The following is a 15,666-nucleotide window of genomic DNA, read 5'->3' as shown; positions in this document are numbered from 1 at the left end:
GGAATTCAATCCATTGCATCAACACGCAAGCGCAGGCTCGCCAAGGCGGCCAGCATCATGCATCCCCCGCAAACGGCCAGCAGCCGGAACGGTTCCCCGCCCAGCACGCGATCGTAGAGCCCGAGGCCCAGCGCGGCAAAGCCGAGGTCGAGCCGGGCCATGGTCAAGGCGAACAGCAGCATCGGGATCACGATCATCATGTTGAAGATGCCCATGTAGACCCCGGTGCGGGCCGGGGGGATCGCCGCGGCCAGGATGCCCAGCGGATTGCCCATGATGCTGCCCCAGGCAAGGCCGATCCCGAGCGCCGGCAGGGCCAGCCAGGCCGGCTCGGCCACCTGCGGAACCGCGAGCATGGCCATGCCCCCCGCAACCAGGCAGGCGGCATGGAGCCGCGCCGGCCCCAAGCGGCGCACCAGCGGGATCATCGCCAGCGCCGAGACGAAGGCGATCGCATTGGCCGCCGCCGCCATGGCCCCATAGGTGAGCACGGCCTGGCGAAAACCCGGGCTGGCCGGCTCGGCCACGCCATAGAGGCGCCGGGCGATCGCATAGACCGCATAGTGCCAGTAGCCCCACAGGGCGAACCACTGGAACAGGTTCATCAGCGCCAGCCGCCACATCTGCGCCGGCATGGCGCGGATCGCCGCGCCCACTTCCACCAGCGCCGCGCCCAGCCCGCGCGGCGCCGCCGCGATCCGTTCGCGCTCGGCCCGGGCGAGCGGCAGTTCCGGCACCCGGCGCAACGAGAAAAGGATCGTTGCCAGCGAGAGGACCGAACCGAGCCAGAACACCGCCCGGACCGTGTGGGGAACGCCGTGGGCATCCACGCTGTCGCGCGACATCCCGAGGCCGACCAGCACCACGGGCGTGGCCAGGGCCAGCATCTGCGCCAGCCCGGTCAGCGCACTTTGCACCAGGAACCCGGCGGGCCGCTGGTCGGGCGTCAGCCGATCGGCGACATACGCGCGGTAGGGCTCCATGGTCATGTTGTTGCCGGCATCAAGCAGCCACAGCAGGCTGGCGGCCATGACCAGCGACGAGGCCAGCGGCATCCAGAACAGGGCCAGGGCACAGAGCAGGGCGCCGGCGACCAGCCAGGGGGTGCGCTGGCCCCAGCGCCCGCCGGTCCGGTCGGACAGGGCGCCGACCAGCGGCTGGACGATCAGCCCGGTGACCGGCCCGGCCAGCGAGAGGATCGGCAGTTCGCCCTCGTGAGCGCCGAGCCAGGAATAGATCGGCCCCATGTTGCCCTGCTGGAGCCCGAAGCTGAACTGGAGGCCAAGGAACCCGAGGTTCATCTCCACCAGTTGCAGTCCCGACAGGCGGGGACGCGATCGCGTGACGGACAGGCTCATCGTGTTCTCCGGCCAGCCACGGGATGGCCACCCCCGGCAGGGTCATGCCAGATCGGCAGCACATGGCAACAGCTTCAGGCGGGGCGGATGGTCGGGGGGGGCGGGGCGGGAGTCGGGGCCGGCGCGAAGGCCTTCCCGCCGGCGCGCGCGCCCGCTATCGCCGGGGCATGACCGAAGCCCCGCTCATCGCCCTGCTCGCCGCCGGCCGGGCCAGCCGGTTCGGGGCGGACAAGCTGGCCGCGCCCTGCTCCGGGCAGCCGCTGGCGAGCCATGCCGCCCGCGCGGTGCTCGCCACCGGCCTGCCCGCGCTGTGCATCACCGCGCCCGGCCCGCGCCCCGCCTGGCTGCCCGAGGGCATCCCGGCCATCGCCAATCCGGCGGCGACCGACGGCCTGGCGACCTCGGTTGCCCTTGCCGCGCGCGAGGCCTTGGCCCGCAAGGCGCCGGCGCTGATCATCCACCTGGCCGATATGCCCTGCGTTCCGGCCGCCCTGCTGCTGGCGCTGGCCGCCGTGCCGGGGCTGGCCGCCTGCCACTATCCATCGGGCCGCGCCGGGGTTCCGGCGCGGTTTCCAGCCGATCGCTTCGCCGAACTTTGCGCCCTCACCGGCGACCGGGGGGCGGGCGCCCTGCTCGCCGATGATCCGGCGGTGCTGCTGCTGGCCTGCCCGGCCGAAGACCTGGTCGACGTCGACACGCCCGTGGCGCTGGCCCGGGCCGAGGCGATCCTTGCCGGGCGGCGAATGTGACCCTCCGAATTTGACCCTCCGAATTTGACCTGCGTCCATGCTGGACAGGACCCGATCGGCTAGCCACTCTGGCCGATGGGGGTCGGCATGACGCAATACACCAGGCAGGAACTCGGCAGGGCGGCGCAATCGCTGTTCCATTCGCCGCTGCGAAACATCCTGGGCATCGTGGCCTACATGGCGGTGGTGTTCATGGCTGCCACGCTGGGCTTCATGGCCGCCGGCTGGCCCGCCGGGGATGCGGCCTACATGGTCACGCTGACCATTTTCTCGGTGGGCTACGGCGAGGTTCACCCGGTGGCCACGCCCTACCTGCGCGGCCTTGCCATCGCCACCATCGTGCTGGGCTGCACCGGGATGATCGTTCTGACCGGCGCGCTCGTCCAGGCCTTCACCCATTACCAGCTCAAGCGCCTCCTCGGGATCGACCGTATGCAGACCCAGATCGAACGCCTGACCGACCATGCCATCATCTGCGGCTTCGGCCGGATCGGCGTGCAGCTCGCCAAGGAACTCCATGCCGCCCGCTCGCCCTTCGTGATCATGGAGCGCAGCCCCGAAAAGCTGGCCGAGGCCGAAGCGCTCGGTTACCTCACCCTCTTGGCCGACGCCACCGACGAGGCGGGCCTGGCCCAGGCCGGGATCGCCCGCGCCCGGGTGCTGGCGACCGTGCTGCCATCGGATGCCAGCAACGTGTTCATCACCCTCTCGGCCCGCAGCCTCAACCCGCGCCTCCACATCATCGCCCGGGGCGAGGTTCCCAGCACCGAGAGCAAGCTGATCCAGGCCGGGGCCGACCAGGTGGTGCTGCCCACCCATATCGGCGCGGAACGGATGGCCGAGCTGATCCTCTATCCGCGCACCGCGCAGTTCCTGGGGGAAAGCCCGCAGTTGCGCCAGTTCAAGACCGGGCTTGCCGAATTCGGACTGGAACTGGAGGCGGTGACCGTGCCGGCCCATTCGGGGCTGGCCGGGGGCACGGTGGGCGAGGCGGAGCGGCTGGGCTGCGGCTCGTTCTTCATCGTCCAGCTTGACCGGGGCGGCGGCGAGGGCGCCAACGGTTCCGGAGGACAGAGTTTCGTCCACCCCGGCGAGGAGGTGAAGATCGAGGCCGGCGACACCCTGGTCCTGGTTATTCGCGGCAGCCGGGTGGCTGCGGGCGCGGTGTTCAACGCCCCGCGCGCCGCCCGGCTCCCCGACTGAGCCCTACTGGCAGCGCACGTCGGGATTGCCGGAATCGATCGCCGCCCCGGCCGCGCCGCCGCCGATCGCGCCCAGCACGGTGCCCAGCGTGCGCGAATCGCCCGGCGCAATGATGTTGCCAAGGATGCCGCCGGCAATCGCGCCGACGATCAGGCCGGTGGTGCCATCCGAACGGCGGCAATAGTAGCGCCCGTCGCGGCCACGATAGATGCGATCGTTGGGGTTCAGATGGTTCTCGCGGTAGCGGCGATCCTGGCGGTAGTAGTTGTCGGCATAGTAGCCGTTGTAGCGCGGATCGGGCGCGTTCCAGTCGTAGTGGCCGTAGCGGCTGGAGTAGTTCCGGTCATAGTAGCCCCAGCCGTTGTCCTGCGAGGCATAGCCCGGGCCTTCGCCATTGCCATAGGTATCGCAGCCCGCCAGCGCGGTGGTCGCCGCAAGGGCGGCAAGGGGGAGGAGGAAGGCCTTGTTCACGGGGAGTCTCCTTCTGGTCATCCGGACCATGGCAGGCCATCCGGACCGGGGCGCGGGAGCGCCGGCGGGCGGGCGCGGTGGGCATCCGTCGCCGTCAGCCAGAACGCCCGCCAGGCGCAGGTTGTTCCGCGCAGCCCTTCATCGCCCCCGTTAACCGCACACCTGAAGTTAACCGAAACCCCGCGCGGCCGTTCTTGCGAGGATGGACGAACGCGCCCTGATCTGCGCCTGGCTTGAGCGCTACATCGCCGAACTGGAGATCCTGGCCGAAGCTGGCCCAACGGGCGCGGCAGCGCGCGCAGCGGGCGAACTGGACGCGGCCCGGGCGATCCTGTGGTCGATCGAGAGCGGCGACTACCTGACCGACCTGGGCGGCAACAGGTCGCACTGACACCACATGGAAATCTTGGGTTCGGGCGGCAAAGTGGCTCCAGCCAGTGGTGCCGGGGCGCCTGCCCACCCCCAAACCCTCCCGCCTGCGAGAGGGGAGTTTGGGTTGCGCTTGGTGGGGCTGGCGTGGCAGCGGGGTGGAATGAATAGTTCGCCCGTTCCTCTCCCCGCCACCCCGACCATCCTTGTCGATGGCGACGCCTGTCCGGTGAAGGAGGAGATCTACAAGGTGGCCTTCCGCCGCAATGTGCCGGTGGTGGTGGTGAGCAATTCGGCTTTTCGCATTCCGGTCCATCCTCTGGTGCGCCGGGTGGTGGTGAGCGACGGGTTCGATGCGGCGGATGACTGGATCGCGGCGGAGGCCGGGGCGCGGTCGGTGGTGGTGACAGCAGATATCCTTCTGGCCGAGCGATGCCTGAAGGCGGGGGCCACGGTGCTTTCGCCGGCGGGCAAGCCGTTTACGACCAGTTCGATCGGCGGGAAGATCGCCACGCGGGCGATCATGGCCGACCTGCGCGCGGGCGGCGACATCGTGGGCGGTCCGGCGCCGTTCTCGCGCGAGGACCGGTCGCGGTTTCTATCCGCGCTTGACGAGGCGCTGGTGCGCCTGGCGCGGGGATGAGCGTTCGCCTTGCCGGCGATTAGAGCCTAGGCTGCATGGGCGGGCATTGGCCCGCTGGAGAACGATCATGGCCAAGGGCCAGAAGAAATCGACCCGCGAAGCGCGCAAGCCCAAGGCGGAGAAGCCCAGGAAGCTCAATGCTTCCAACCCATCGACCAAGCCCGGGGTGCTGCCGGGGCTGGACAATATCCGGAACAAGTGACGAATCTGGCGCGGCTTTGCCGGACGATCCCCCTCCCCATTTGCGCTGCGCGGAAATGGGGAGGAACAGGGACGGGTTATTCGGCCGCCGGCAGGTAGAGTTCGCTGCCCTTCTCGCGGTAGACTTCGCTCATCCGTGTCATGCCGGCCTCGGCATCCCCAGCCGCGACGAAGGTTTCGATTTCGGCGTTCTGCCTGGCGGCGAATTCGCGCACTTCCTGGGTGATCTTCATCGAGCAGAACTTGGGACCGCACATCGAGCAGAAGTGCGCGGTTTTCGCGCCTTCGGCCGGGAGCGTCTGGTCGTGGTATTGCTCGGCCGTGTCGGGATCGAGGCTGAGGTTGAACTGGTCGCGCCAGCGGAATTCGAAGCGCGCGCGCGACAGGGCATCGTCGCGCAGCTTGGCCGCCGGGTGGCCCTTGGCAAGATCGGCCGCGTGGGCGGCGAGCTTGTAGGTGACCACGCCGACCTTCACGTCATCGCGATCCGGCAGACCGAGGTGTTCCTTGGGCGTGACGTAGCAGAGCATGGCCGTGCCGAACCAGCCGATCATGGCCGCGCCGATGCCGCTGGTGATGTGATCGTAGCCCGGCGCGATGTCGGTGACGAGCGGCCCGAGGGTGTAGAACGGGGCTTCGCCGCAGGCCTTGAGCTGCTTGTCCATGTTCTCCTTGATCTTGTGCATCGGCACGTGGCCGGGGCCTTCGATCATCACCTGCACGTCCTGTTCCCAGGCGCGCTTGGTCAGTTCGCCAAGGGTGTAGAGTTCGGCGAACTGGGCTTCGTCGTTGGCATCGGCGATCGAGCCGGGGCGCAGGCCATCGCCCAGCGAATAGGCGACATCGTAGGCCTTCATGATCTCGGTGATCTCGTCGAACCGTTCATAGAGGAACGATTCCTTGTGGTGGGCAAGGCACCACTTGGCCATGATCGAACCGCCACGCGACACGATGCCGGTGACGCGCTTGGCGGTCAGCGGAATGTAGGGCAGGCGCACGCCGGCGTGGATGGTGAAATAGTCCACCCCCTGTTCGGCCTGTTCGATCAGGGTATCGCGGAAGATCTCCCAGGTGAGATCCTCGGCAATCCCGCCAACCTTTTCCAGCGCCTGGTAGATCGGCACGGTGCCGATGGGCACGGGCGAGTTCCGCAGGATCCATTCGCGGGTATCGTGGATGTTGCGCCCCGTGGAGAGGTCCATCACGGTGTCCGCGCCCCAGCGGATCGACCAGACCATCTTTTCCACTTCCTGCGCCACATCCGACGCCACGGCGGAATTGCCGATGTTGGCGTTGATCTTGACCAGGAAGTTGCGGCCGATCGCCATCGGCTCGCTTTCCGGGTGGTTGATGTTGGACGGGATGATGGCGCGGCCGCGCGCCACTTCATCGCGGACGAATTCGGCGGTGACGTGATCGGGGATCTCGGCGCCCCAATCCTGCCCATCGCGGATGAGCTGTTCCTTCAGCGCGGCGCGGCCCAGGTTCTCGCGGATCGCGACATATTCCATTTCCGGCGTGATGATGCCCCGGCGGGCATAGTGCATCTGGCTGACGTTCTGGCCGGCCTTGGCGCGCAGGGGCCGCTGGACGACCTTGGGGAAGCCCGGGACGCCGGCGGAGCGATCAGGACCCTTGAGGCCATTGTCTTCCGGCTTGACGGCGCGGGCCTGGTATTCCTCGACATCGCCGCGCGCCATGATCCATTCGCGGCGCAAGGTGGGCAGGCCGGCGGAAATGTCGATCGTGGCGGCGGGATCGGTGTAGGGGCCGGAGGTATCGTAGGCGCGGACCGGCGGCTCGCCCGACGACGGTTCCAGCGCGATCTCGCGCATGGCGACGCGCACACCGGGCAGGCGTGGCGATTCGACGTGGATCTTGGCGGACCCACGGATCGGGCCGGTCGTGACGCCGATTTCGAGCTTGGAATTGATGTCCGCCATGTGCGTACTCCTGTGACGGACGGCGGAAAATGGCGGAAAACGGCCACTCCCTCCGCCCGTGCTAACGGGTTCAGGTTCGACGGGTCGGGCTGCGTGACCAGCCCCTCTCAGCCAATGATGACTGCCATGCGCGAACGATCGCCACGGCCACAGGCTCCCCGGGGATGGGCGCGACTTTAGGCATGGGCGGCGTCCTTGGGAAGCCCCGGCCGGGCGGTTCATGACGAAAGGGTAATCATCCGGCCAAGGGGCGCCCATGCTGGCAACCGCAGGTTGGCCACGGGCGGGATCCAAGGAGATTTCCTGATGGCATTCAAGTCGATCCTGCTTTCGTTGCTGGCCCCCGCCGCCGCCATGGTGGCCGTTCCCGCCATGGCCCAGGATGCCCCGTCGGCCGCCGGCCTGCCGACCTGTTCGGCCACGGTGACCGATCACTGCGTGCAGCGCGGCGGCTCGGGCCACGCGGCGATGGGTCACCACGGCATGGCGGCGCATCCCGGCCAGAATCACGGCAGGCATCATGCCCGGGGCCACGCCCGGCACCACGCCAAGGCCCGGCATCACCGCATGGCGCACCGGCACCATGCCGCGGCCACCCCGGCCAGGCCCAGGGGCTGACCGAACAGGGGCGGGAGAGGACTTGCGCGCACGAGTGGACGCGCGCAACGGATCGCGGCATGACCGACCTCCCCGCCCCTTACCTTGACCACGATCGCCGCGCCGCGATCGCCCGGATCGCCACCAGCCATGTCGCACTGACCGGGCGGCCGCTGGTCGGGCCTTGCGCCGAGCCGGTGACCGCTCCGGTGCGGGCGCTGTGGGAGGCGCCGCTGGCGATCGTGGCTCATGGGACCGAGACCGATCCCTTGTTCTTCTTCGCCAGCCGGATGGCGCTGGCGCGTTTCGGAATGGATGCGGCGCAATTCATCGGAATGCCCAGCCGGTTTTCCGCCGAGGCGCCGCTGCGCGACGAGCGCCAGGCGCTGCTGGAACGGGTAAGCCGCGACGGGTTCATCGACGACTATGCCGGCGTGCGGATCGCCGCCGATGGCCGCCGCTTCCGGATCGAGGCGGCGACCGTGTGGAACCTGGTGGACCCGGACGGGACGGTTCACGGCCAGGCGGCGGCCTTCAGCCGATGGACCGAGCTTTAGGCCCGCCGGTTCAGACCATGCCCTGCCAGTCGCGGATGGCCTGAAGTGGCCAGAGCAGCATGACCACGTTGAGGGTCAGGTTATCGTGGATGGTCCACAAGGTGAGCAGCTCGAAGGCCAGCGCGAGCACCACGCTGGCCCAGGCCGGCAGGCGGCTGGCGATCAGGAAGCCGAGGGCCATGCAGGCAAGGTCGGAGACCGAATTGAGCACGCTGTCGCCGCTGTAGCCATAGTTCACGGTGACCGAACGGTAGCGGTCGATGATCAGCGGCGAGTTTTCGAGCAGTTCCCAGAAGCCTTCGAAGGCCACCGCGATGGGCAAGGCCCACAAGGCCGGGCGGCCGCCGAACAGCTTCCACTTGCGCCACAGGAGGTGGGCGAAGAAGTAGAACAGCAAGCCGTGGATCACGTGGCTGAACGAATACCAGTCGCTGATCTGCTGGCTGTTTTCGGGGCCGTTCACATCGCCGGTCCACAGGGCCACGTGGCCGCAGGCGCAGATCGGCACCCGGCTCATAGCGAGGAGCAGCGCGGCCAGGGCGGCGGCCATGGCGAGCGACAGGGCAATCCCGGCGCGATTGGGCAGGAGGCTGGCCGGGACTCTCGCCGGCGGGGGGCCGTGCATCAGGAACCGAGGCTCGCCAGTTTTCCCGGATCGATCGCGGCGACGGCGGCCTTGAGTTCGTCGATCGATTGGGCCGAGCCTTCGGCCTCGATCGAGAAGCGGCCCAGGACCACGCCGAACTTGCCATTGTGATCGCCCTGGCGCCAGGCTTCGGTCTGCATATGGCCATCGACCGTGCCGGTCTTCTCGTAGCCGGAGGCATCCTCCTTGTTCTGTTCGACGCCGAGCGCCGCGCCAAAGCCGGCGATGCCGCCAAGCGCGGCCATGTCGACGATCCGCAGGGTAAAGCTGCGATCAGCCGCGCTGTAGGTGCCTTGCGCCGAGGAGCCGATCACTCCGGCGCCGGTGCTTTCGGTGGCCGTGCGCTGGTAGGCGCCGATGGCGGCGGGCAGCAGCGCCTGAAGCTGCGCGGCGGGGATCGGCGGCTTCTTGCTGTCGGCCTCCATCTGGGCGGAGGCGGCCTTCATCCTGTCGAGATCGACCGCGCCCATGCCCGGGACGGTAAGCTTGCCGCTGACTTCGCCGCTATCGGACAGGCCCGGCGCGCCGCCGAAAAGGCCGATCACCGGGCGCGAGACGGCACCCGCGACGATCGAGACGACCAGGGCACTGACCACGGTGACCGCAGTGAACGACAGCGCCTTGGCCTGCGGCACCTTCATCAGCGGGGTGGCGCCGGTGTAGAACAGGTAGAAGCTGTAAAGCCCGAGCAGCCCCAGGATGCCGAGCCCCGGGAGCAATTGGGCGAAGCCGGCAAGGAAGCTGGCCGTGGCGCCATGGACGACCAGCTTGAGCGCCGGGCCGCGCCCCGCCTGGCCATCGAATTTGGGCGCCACGAAATCGACGATCAGCGCCAGGACATAAAGCCCGGCAAGCGCGACGACATAGCTGGAAACCATGCCGGCGAGGCCGCCCAGCAGGCTGGGTTTCCAGGTGACGCCCAGCATCCCGTAGCCGAACAGCTGGCCATGGAGGAAGGTGCAGACCGGGCCGATCGCGGCCAGCGGCAGGGCATAACGGGTGAACAGGCCGGCGGTGTCGTCCGGTTCGGCGGCGATGACCGGCCATTCTTCGGCGGGATTGAGCAGGATGGCTCTGACCCGCGCGATGAGCGGGGTGGTGGTGGCGGAAAGGTCGGTCATCAGCTGGCCCCCTGGGTGGTGAAGGAGAGCGACCCCATGCGGCGTTATGGCCCGAATGTTTCACGGGCGCCCCGGTTTGGCCAGAGAAAAAGGGGCGCCAACCAGCCAGCCGCATTGGCGCGGGGGCGCGGGGCGGCTAGAGAGGTTTCCACTCACGTGGAATCGGCACCGGCCCACTCCCCCTCCCGGCCACCCAACGATAGTACCCTATGGGTGGCCGGGAGGGGGAGTGGGCCGGTGCCGTACCTGTTTCAGTTTTACTGAAACAGGCTCTAGACAGCGGGCCAGATGGAGGCGGGACACACCGATATCGCGATCCTTGGCGGCGGGCTGGCCGGGGGGCTGATCGCGCTGGCCCTGGCCGAGCGGCGGCCCGGGCTGCGCCTGGCCGTGATCGAACGCGAGGCGCGGCTGGGCGGAAACCACCTGTGGTCGTTCTTCGCCAGCGACCTGGCCGACGGCGGGGCGGCGCTGGTCGAGCCGCTGATCGCGGCGCGGTGGGACGCGGGCTACGACGTGCGGTTTCCGGCCTTCTCCCGCACCCTGGCAACGCCCTACTGCTCGATCACCAGCGCGAAGCTGGACGCGGTGCTGCGCGAGCGCCTGCCTGGCGGGGCGATCGTCCAGGGCGAGGTGGCGGCGGTGGAGCCGGGCCGGGTGACCCTGGCCGATGGGCGGACCCTGCGCGCCGGCGCGGTGATCGATGCGCGCGGGGCGGCGCGCCTGCCGCACCTGGTGGGCGGATGGCAGAAGTTCGTTGGCCAGATGGTGCGGACCGCCGCGCCGCATGGCCTGGTCCGGCCAGTGGTGATGGATGCCAGCGTGGCGCAGGCGGACGGCTACCGCTTCGTCTATGCCCTGCCCTTCTCGGCCGACACGGTGTTCATCGAGGATACCTATTACAGCGACGGGCCACAGCTTGACCCGGGCGCCCTGCGCGGGCGGATCGGCGAATGGGCGGCGGCGCAAGGCTGGCAGGTGGCCGAGGTTCTCTCGGAAGAGACGGGCGTGCTCCCCGTAGTGGCCGGGGGCGACTTCGCGGCCTGGCGGGCGACAATGGAGGCCGGGAGCCACGGGGGCGTGGCCCTGGCCGGGGTGCGGGCCGGGCTGTTCCAGCCGCTGACAAGCTATTCGCTGCCCGATGCGGTGCGTTTCGCGCTGATGGTGGCCGGCTTGCCGGACCTTTCGGGCACTGGTCTTGCGGCGGCCAGCCGGGCATGGGCAGAGCGGCACTGGCGCGCCGGGGCGTTCTATCGCATCCTGGCGGCGATGTTGCTGGGCGCGGCGCCACCCGGCGCACGCTGGCGGGTAATGCAGCGCTTCTATCGCCTTTCTCCGGGGCTGATCGAGCGGTTCTATGCGGGCGGATCGACCATGATGGACAAGGCACGAATCCTGGCGGGCAAGCCGCCGGTTCCGCTGGGCGCGGCCCTGAAGGTGATCGCGGGGCGCGTGCCGCTCGGCTCGCTGGGAGGCGGGGCATGACCGGCACGGCGAGCAAGGCGGTGGCCAAGGTGGTGGACGGCGGGCGCACGGCCTGCGTGATCGGTTCGGGCTTCGGCGGGCTGGCCCTGGCGATCCGCCTGCAATCGGCCGGGATCGCCACCACGGTGATCGAGGCGCGCGACAAGCCCGGCGGGCGAGCCTATTTCTGGGAGCGCGAGGGCTTTACCTTCGATGCCGGGCCAACGGTGATCACCGATCCGGCCTGCCTCCAGGAGCTGTGGGCGCTGACCGGGCATGACATGACGCAGGATGTCGAGCTGATGCCGGTCATGCCGTTCTACCGGCTCAACTGGCCCGACGGGACCAATTTCGACTATTCCAACAACGAAGCGGCCCTGCGCGCCGAGATCGCCCGCGTGGCGCCCGGCGATCTCGATGGCTACGACGCCTTTTCGCGCTATGCCGCCGGGGTCTACGAGGAAGGCTACGTCAAGCTGGGCACGGTGCCGTTCCTCGATTTCGCCAGCATGATCAAGGCCGCGCCGGCGCTGATCAAGCACCAGGCCTGGCGCAGCGTCTATTCGATCGTCTCGGGTTACGTGAAGAGCGAGAAGCTGCGCGAGGCGCTGTCGTTCCACACCCTGCTGGTGGGCGGCAACCCGATGACCACCAGCGCGATCTATGCCCTGATCCACAAGCTGGAGAAGGACGGCGGAGTGTGGTGGGCCAGGGGCGGCACCAACCGGCTCGTGGCCGGGATGGTTCGGCATTTCGAGCGGATCGGCGGGACCATGCGGCTTCACGACCCGGTGCTGCGGGTCCACACCCTGGGCGACCGGGCGACCGAGGTGGAATGCCAGAGCGGCTGGACCCACCGGTTCGACGCCGTGGCCAGCAATGCCGACATCGTCCATTCCTACCGCGACCTGCTGGCCGACAACCTCACCGCTCAGGACCAGGCCAAGAAGCTGGCGCGCAAGCGGTTTTCGCCCAGCCTGTTCGTGGTCCACTTCGGGATGGAGGGGACCTGGCCGGGCATTCCGCACCATTCGATCCTGTTCGGCCCGCGCTACAAGGGTCTGCTCGACGACATCTACCAGCACGGCGTGCTGCCGCGCGACTTCTCGATCTATCTTCACCATCCGACGGTGACCGATCCCTCGGTGGCGCCGGCCGGCAAGAGCACCTTCTATGCGCTGGTCCCAGTGGCGCACCAGGGCAAGCTGCCGATCGACTGGGACGAGTTCGGCCCCGTTCTCGAAAAGCGCATTCTCGACGAGGTGGGGCGGCGGCTGATCCCCGACATCCACGACCGGATCGTGACCAAGTTCCACTATGCCCCGCGCGATTTCGCGCTGGATCTCAACGCGCACCTGGGCAGCGCCTTCAGCCTTGAGCCGATCCTCACGCAGAGCGCGTGGTTTCGCGGGCACAACCGGGATGACCGCATCCGCAACTTCTACCTGGTGGGCGCGGGCACGCATCCCGGGGCGGGGATTCCCGGCGTGGTCGGCAGTGCCAAGGCGACGGCGGGGCTGATGATCGGGGATCTTTCTGCGTGAAGCGGCTGGCGGTTTACTGCGGCTCTGCAACGCCGGCGGACGGGCGCTACATGGCCCTTGCAACCGCGGTGGGGCGCAGCCTTGCCGAGCGCGGGATCGGGGTGGTCTATGGCGGCGGCAGGCGGGGGCTGATGGGGGCCGTGGCCGGGGCGGCGCTGGCGGCCGGCGGCGAGGTCATCGGGGTGATCCCCGAGGCGCTGGCCCAGGCCGAGATCGCCAATCCCGATTGCTCGCAGTTGATCGTGGTGCCCGGAATGCACGCGCGCAAGCAGGCCTTCACCGATCTTTCCGACGGGTTCCTGACGCTGCCCGGCGGGGTCGGCACGATGGACGAATTGTGGGAGGCGGTGAGCTGGGCGCAGCTGGGCTATCATGACAAGCCGGTGGGACTGCTGAACGCCTTCGGGTTCTTCGATGCCCTGCTCGCCTTCAACCGCCAGATGATCGAGACCGGGTTCATCCGTCCGGCGCACGAGGCGATCCTGATCGCCGAGCATGAGCTGGACCTGCTGCTGACCCGCATGGCGGCCTATCGCCCGCACCTGCCGATCTTCCGGATGCTGGCCGGGGACTTGTGAGCGCGGGGCGCGAGGCTTTCGACCGCGCGGCGCTGGTGGACCATGCCCGGCAGGTGATCGCGCGCGGATCGAGGAGCTTCGCCGCCGCCTCGCGGCTGTTCGACCGGGAAACGCGCGAGCGGGTGTGGCTGCTCTATGCCTGGTGCCGGGAATGCGACGACATCGCCGATGCCCAGGATCTGGGCGGGGCGCTGGGGGACCAGAGCGGCGCGGCGGAGCGGCTGGCGACGATCCGCGCCTTGACCGCGCTGGCGCTGGCCGGCGAACCCACCGGACGGCCCAGTTTCGACTGTTTCGCCGTGGTGGCGCGCGAGTGCGGGATCAGTGCGGACATGGCCGAGGACGTGATCGCCGGTTTCGCGCTGGACGCGGACGGCTGGCAGCCGCGCGGCGAGGCCGACCTCCTGCGCTATTGCTATCACGTGGCCGGCGCGGTGGGGGTGATGATGGCCGCGGTAATGGGGGTGGCGGCGGACGACGAGGATACTCTGGCCCGCGCCTGCGACCTGGGCCTGGCCTTCCAGCTCGGCAACGTGGCGCGCGATCTCGCCGAGGATGACCGGGCCGGGCGCTGCTATGTGCCGGCCGAGTGGCTGGCCGAGGCCGACATTCCGCCGGGCGAGCAGTTGAAGCCGCCCTACCGCAAGGCGCTGGCGGCCATCGCCTTGCGGATGGCCGGGCTGGCGGCGGTTTACGAGGCTTCGGCGCGGATCGGGGCCGCGCGGCTGGCCTTTCGCCAGCGCTGGGCGGTGCTGGCCGCCGCCGGGATCTATGGCGCGATCGCCCGCGAGGTGGCGGCGCGCGGGCCGCACGCCTGGGACCGGCGGGTGACGACGAGCGGCTGGGCCAAGCTGGGCCACGTGGCGCGCGGCTTCGTGGCGGCACTGCGCGGGCCGGGCGCCGAGGCGGCGCGGCCCCGGTGGTCGCGCCGGGAGCTGGCGCTCAGGGCTCGGGGTGGGGTGGCGTTCCGGGCGGGTTGAGCCGGCGGAACAGACGTCCGCGTTCGCTGAACAGGATCAGCGCGAGGCCGCCGACGCCGGCCAGCACGATCGCGGTGGAAAGCGGACGGGCGCTGTTGTCATAGGCCTGGCCGATCACCGCGCCCATCGCCGAGGCCAGCAGGGTGCGGATGAACAGCTGGAGCGAGCTGGCCGCGCCGGCGATGCGGGCAAAGGGCTGGAGCGCGATCGACGAGAAGTTGGCCCCCATGAAGCCGCCGCAGATCAGGTTGACCACCATCACCGGTACGAATTGCCACAGGGTTTCGCCGCCGCGATGGGCGAGCCAGAACTGGACGCAGCCGCTCAGCAGGTAGACGATCAGCGCGGCATGGCCGGTGCGCCGCGCCCCGAAGCGCATGACCACCCGCGAATTGGTGAAATTGGCCACGGCCATCGACAGGGCCATGCCGCCGAAGACCAGCGGGAAGGCCTGGCCGGCGCCGAAATGTTCGCCCAGCAATTGCTGGCACGACTGGATGTAGCCCCACATCACCCCCATGGTGAGCGCGCTGGACAGCACGTAGCCGATCGAGCCCCGGTTCAGCAGGACTTCGCCGGTGCTGCCGAACACGCGCCGCCACGAGATCGGCTGGCGGTTTTCCGGGGCGAGGGTTTCGGGCAGGCGCAGGCCGATCCACAGCGCCATGCCCGCGCCGAGCAGCGCGGTCATCCCGAAGATCCAGCGCCAGCCGGCCACCAGCAGGACCGTTTGCCCAACAGTGGGCGCGAGCATCGGCACGACCATGAACACCACGAAGATCAGCGACTGGGTGCTGGCCATGCGATCGCCCTCGAAGCGATCGCGCACGATGGCGCTGCCGACCGCGCTCAATCCGCCCGAGAGCAGCCCGCCCAGCAGGCGCAAGGCGAGCAGGACGCTGAAATCGGTGGCCAGCGCGCAGGCCGCGCCGGTCAGCGTATAGGCCAGGATCGCGCCGAGCAGGACCGGCTTGCGGCCATAACGATCAGCCAGGGTGCCCGGCAGCAGGGCGCCCGCGCCCATCCCGATCATGAACAGGCCGACCACCAGCTGGCGGTGATTGGGATCGCCCACGCGCAGATCGGCGGCCAGATCGGGCAGGGCGGGCAGGACGGAGTCGATCGCCAGCGCCTGGAGCGCCTGGGAAAAGGCCAGCATGGCGACCAGTTCGCGAATGCCGATGGGAAAATCGGCCTTGCCGGAGGGTGCCTGTGAACGTGCCATGCCCGGCTCTTTGGGGG

The 15,666-nt window shown here is 69.2% G+C and carries 17 protein-coding genes; 11 read left to right on the top strand and 6 right to left on the bottom strand.

Annotated features, from left to right (window positions below; all coding sequences use genetic code 11):
• Positions 1-5: 5 nt before the first annotated feature.
• Positions 6-1,358, bottom strand: coding sequence for an MFS transporter (locus tag ACFOD9_RS13830; protein ID WP_379510716.1), 1,353 nt, complete (start codon positions 1,356-1,358; stop codon positions 6-8).
• A 167-nt stretch (positions 1,359-1,525) separates the two neighbouring features.
• Here ACFOD9_RS13830 and ACFOD9_RS13825 point away from each other — a divergent pair, with 167 nt between their 5' ends.
• Both ACFOD9_RS13825 and ACFOD9_RS13820 read left to right on the top strand, forming a co-directional pair.
• Positions 1,526-2,107 (top strand): nucleotidyltransferase family protein, encoded by a 582-nt coding sequence (locus ACFOD9_RS13825; RefSeq protein ID WP_379510715.1) that lies wholly within the window; start codon positions 1,526-1,528, stop codon positions 2,105-2,107.
• 87 nt (positions 2,108-2,194) lie between these two features.
• A complete protein-coding gene (locus tag ACFOD9_RS13820; RefSeq protein ID WP_379510714.1) occupies positions 2,195-3,310 on the top strand; it encodes a potassium channel family protein in 1,116 nt (371 codons plus the stop codon).
• 3 nt (positions 3,311-3,313) lie between these two features.
• Here ACFOD9_RS13820 and ACFOD9_RS13815 read toward each other — a convergent pair whose 3' ends face one another.
• A complete protein-coding gene (locus tag ACFOD9_RS13815) occupies positions 3,314-3,802 on the bottom strand; it encodes a glycine zipper 2TM domain-containing protein (protein ID WP_379510713.1) in 489 nt (162 codons plus the stop codon).
• 181 nt (positions 3,803-3,983) lie between these two features.
• On the opposite strand from ACFOD9_RS13815, the gene ACFOD9_RS13810 reads away from it, so the two are divergent.
• From ACFOD9_RS13810 to ACFOD9_RS13800, 3 genes are all read left to right on the top strand, one after another.
• Positions 3,984-4,172 carry a hypothetical protein gene (locus ACFOD9_RS13810; protein ID WP_379510712.1) on the top strand — a complete coding sequence of 63 codons (189 nt, stop codon included), beginning with the start codon at positions 3,984-3,986 and terminating at the stop codon, positions 4,170-4,172.
• Positions 4,173-4,313: 141 nt separating this feature from the next.
• Complete coding sequence (locus tag ACFOD9_RS13805) at positions 4,314-4,793, top strand: YaiI/YqxD family protein (protein ID WP_379510711.1); 480 nt, start codon at positions 4,314-4,316, stop codon at positions 4,791-4,793.
• Positions 4,794-4,860: 67 nt separating this feature from the next.
• A complete protein-coding gene (locus ACFOD9_RS13800) occupies positions 4,861-4,995 on the top strand; it encodes a hypothetical protein (RefSeq protein ID WP_379510710.1) in 135 nt (44 codons plus the stop codon).
• 76 nt (positions 4,996-5,071) lie between these two features.
• Here the strand turns inward: ACFOD9_RS13800 and thiC are convergent, their stop codons facing one another.
• Positions 5,072-6,937 carry a phosphomethylpyrimidine synthase ThiC gene (thiC, locus tag ACFOD9_RS13795; RefSeq protein ID WP_379510709.1) on the bottom strand — a complete coding sequence of 622 codons (1,866 nt, stop codon included), beginning with the start codon at positions 6,935-6,937 and terminating at the stop codon, positions 5,072-5,074.
• A gap of 306 nt (positions 6,938-7,243) precedes the next feature.
• Here thiC and ACFOD9_RS13790 point away from each other — a divergent pair, with 306 nt between their 5' ends.
• Positions 7,244-7,555 (top strand): hypothetical protein, encoded by a 312-nt coding sequence (locus ACFOD9_RS13790; protein WP_379510708.1) that lies wholly within the window; start codon positions 7,244-7,246, stop codon positions 7,553-7,555.
• A gap of 59 nt (positions 7,556-7,614) precedes the next feature.
• On the top strand, positions 7,615-8,091 hold the full coding sequence (locus ACFOD9_RS13785) for an MEKHLA domain-containing protein (protein WP_379510707.1): 477 nt from the start codon (positions 7,615-7,617) through the stop codon (positions 8,089-8,091).
• 10 nt (positions 8,092-8,101) lie between these two features.
• Here ACFOD9_RS13785 and ACFOD9_RS13780 read toward each other — a convergent pair whose 3' ends face one another.
• Both ACFOD9_RS13780 and ACFOD9_RS13775 read right to left on the bottom strand, forming a co-directional pair.
• Positions 8,102-8,716: a DUF2585 family protein gene (locus ACFOD9_RS13780; protein ID WP_379510706.1), complete on the bottom strand. Its 615-nt coding sequence runs from the start codon at positions 8,714-8,716 to the stop codon at positions 8,102-8,104.
• Entirely contained in the window at positions 8,716-9,858 is a 1,143-nt protein-coding gene (locus ACFOD9_RS13775; protein WP_379510705.1) for a Yip1 family protein, read from the bottom strand. Before ACFOD9_RS13775 ends, ACFOD9_RS13780 begins: the two co-directional genes overlap by 1 nt.
• Before the next feature lie 288 nt (positions 9,859-10,146).
• Between ACFOD9_RS13775 and crtY the strand changes: the two genes are divergently transcribed.
• From crtY to ACFOD9_RS13755, 4 genes are read left to right on the top strand one after another with little or no spacing between them, the layout of a single operon-like run.
• Positions 10,147-11,343: a lycopene beta-cyclase CrtY gene (crtY, locus tag ACFOD9_RS13770; protein WP_379510704.1), complete on the top strand. Its 1,197-nt coding sequence runs from the start codon at positions 10,147-10,149 to the stop codon at positions 11,341-11,343.
• The gene (locus ACFOD9_RS13765; RefSeq protein WP_379510703.1) at positions 11,340-12,866 is read left to right on the top strand and encodes a phytoene desaturase; all 1,527 of its coding nucleotides are present in this window, start codon (positions 11,340-11,342) and stop codon (positions 12,864-12,866) included. The genes crtY and ACFOD9_RS13765 overlap by 4 nt, the downstream gene beginning before the upstream one ends.
• Positions 12,863-13,444: an LOG family protein gene (locus ACFOD9_RS13760; RefSeq protein ID WP_379510702.1), complete on the top strand. Its 582-nt coding sequence runs from the start codon at positions 12,863-12,865 to the stop codon at positions 13,442-13,444. The genes ACFOD9_RS13765 and ACFOD9_RS13760 overlap by 4 nt, the downstream gene beginning before the upstream one ends.
• Positions 13,441-14,424, top strand: coding sequence for a phytoene/squalene synthase family protein (locus ACFOD9_RS13755; RefSeq protein ID WP_379510701.1), 984 nt, complete (start codon positions 13,441-13,443; stop codon positions 14,422-14,424). Before ACFOD9_RS13760 ends, ACFOD9_RS13755 begins: the two co-directional genes overlap by 4 nt.
• Here the strand turns inward: ACFOD9_RS13755 and ACFOD9_RS13750 are convergent.
• Positions 14,387-15,649 carry a multidrug effflux MFS transporter gene (locus tag ACFOD9_RS13750; RefSeq protein ID WP_379510700.1) on the bottom strand — a complete coding sequence of 421 codons (1,263 nt, stop codon included), beginning with the start codon at positions 15,647-15,649 and terminating at the stop codon, positions 14,387-14,389. The genes ACFOD9_RS13755 and ACFOD9_RS13750 overlap by 38 nt on opposite strands.
• Between the last annotated feature and the right edge of the window lie 17 nt (positions 15,650-15,666).

Origin of the sequence: Novosphingobium bradum (genome assembly GCF_042646485.1) — a bacterium.
Classification (GTDB): Bacteria; Pseudomonadota; Alphaproteobacteria; order Sphingomonadales; family Sphingomonadaceae; genus Novosphingobium; species Novosphingobium bradum.
Note: the sequence above shows the minus strand (reverse complement) of the source record. Positions and strands in the feature narration are given on the sequence as shown.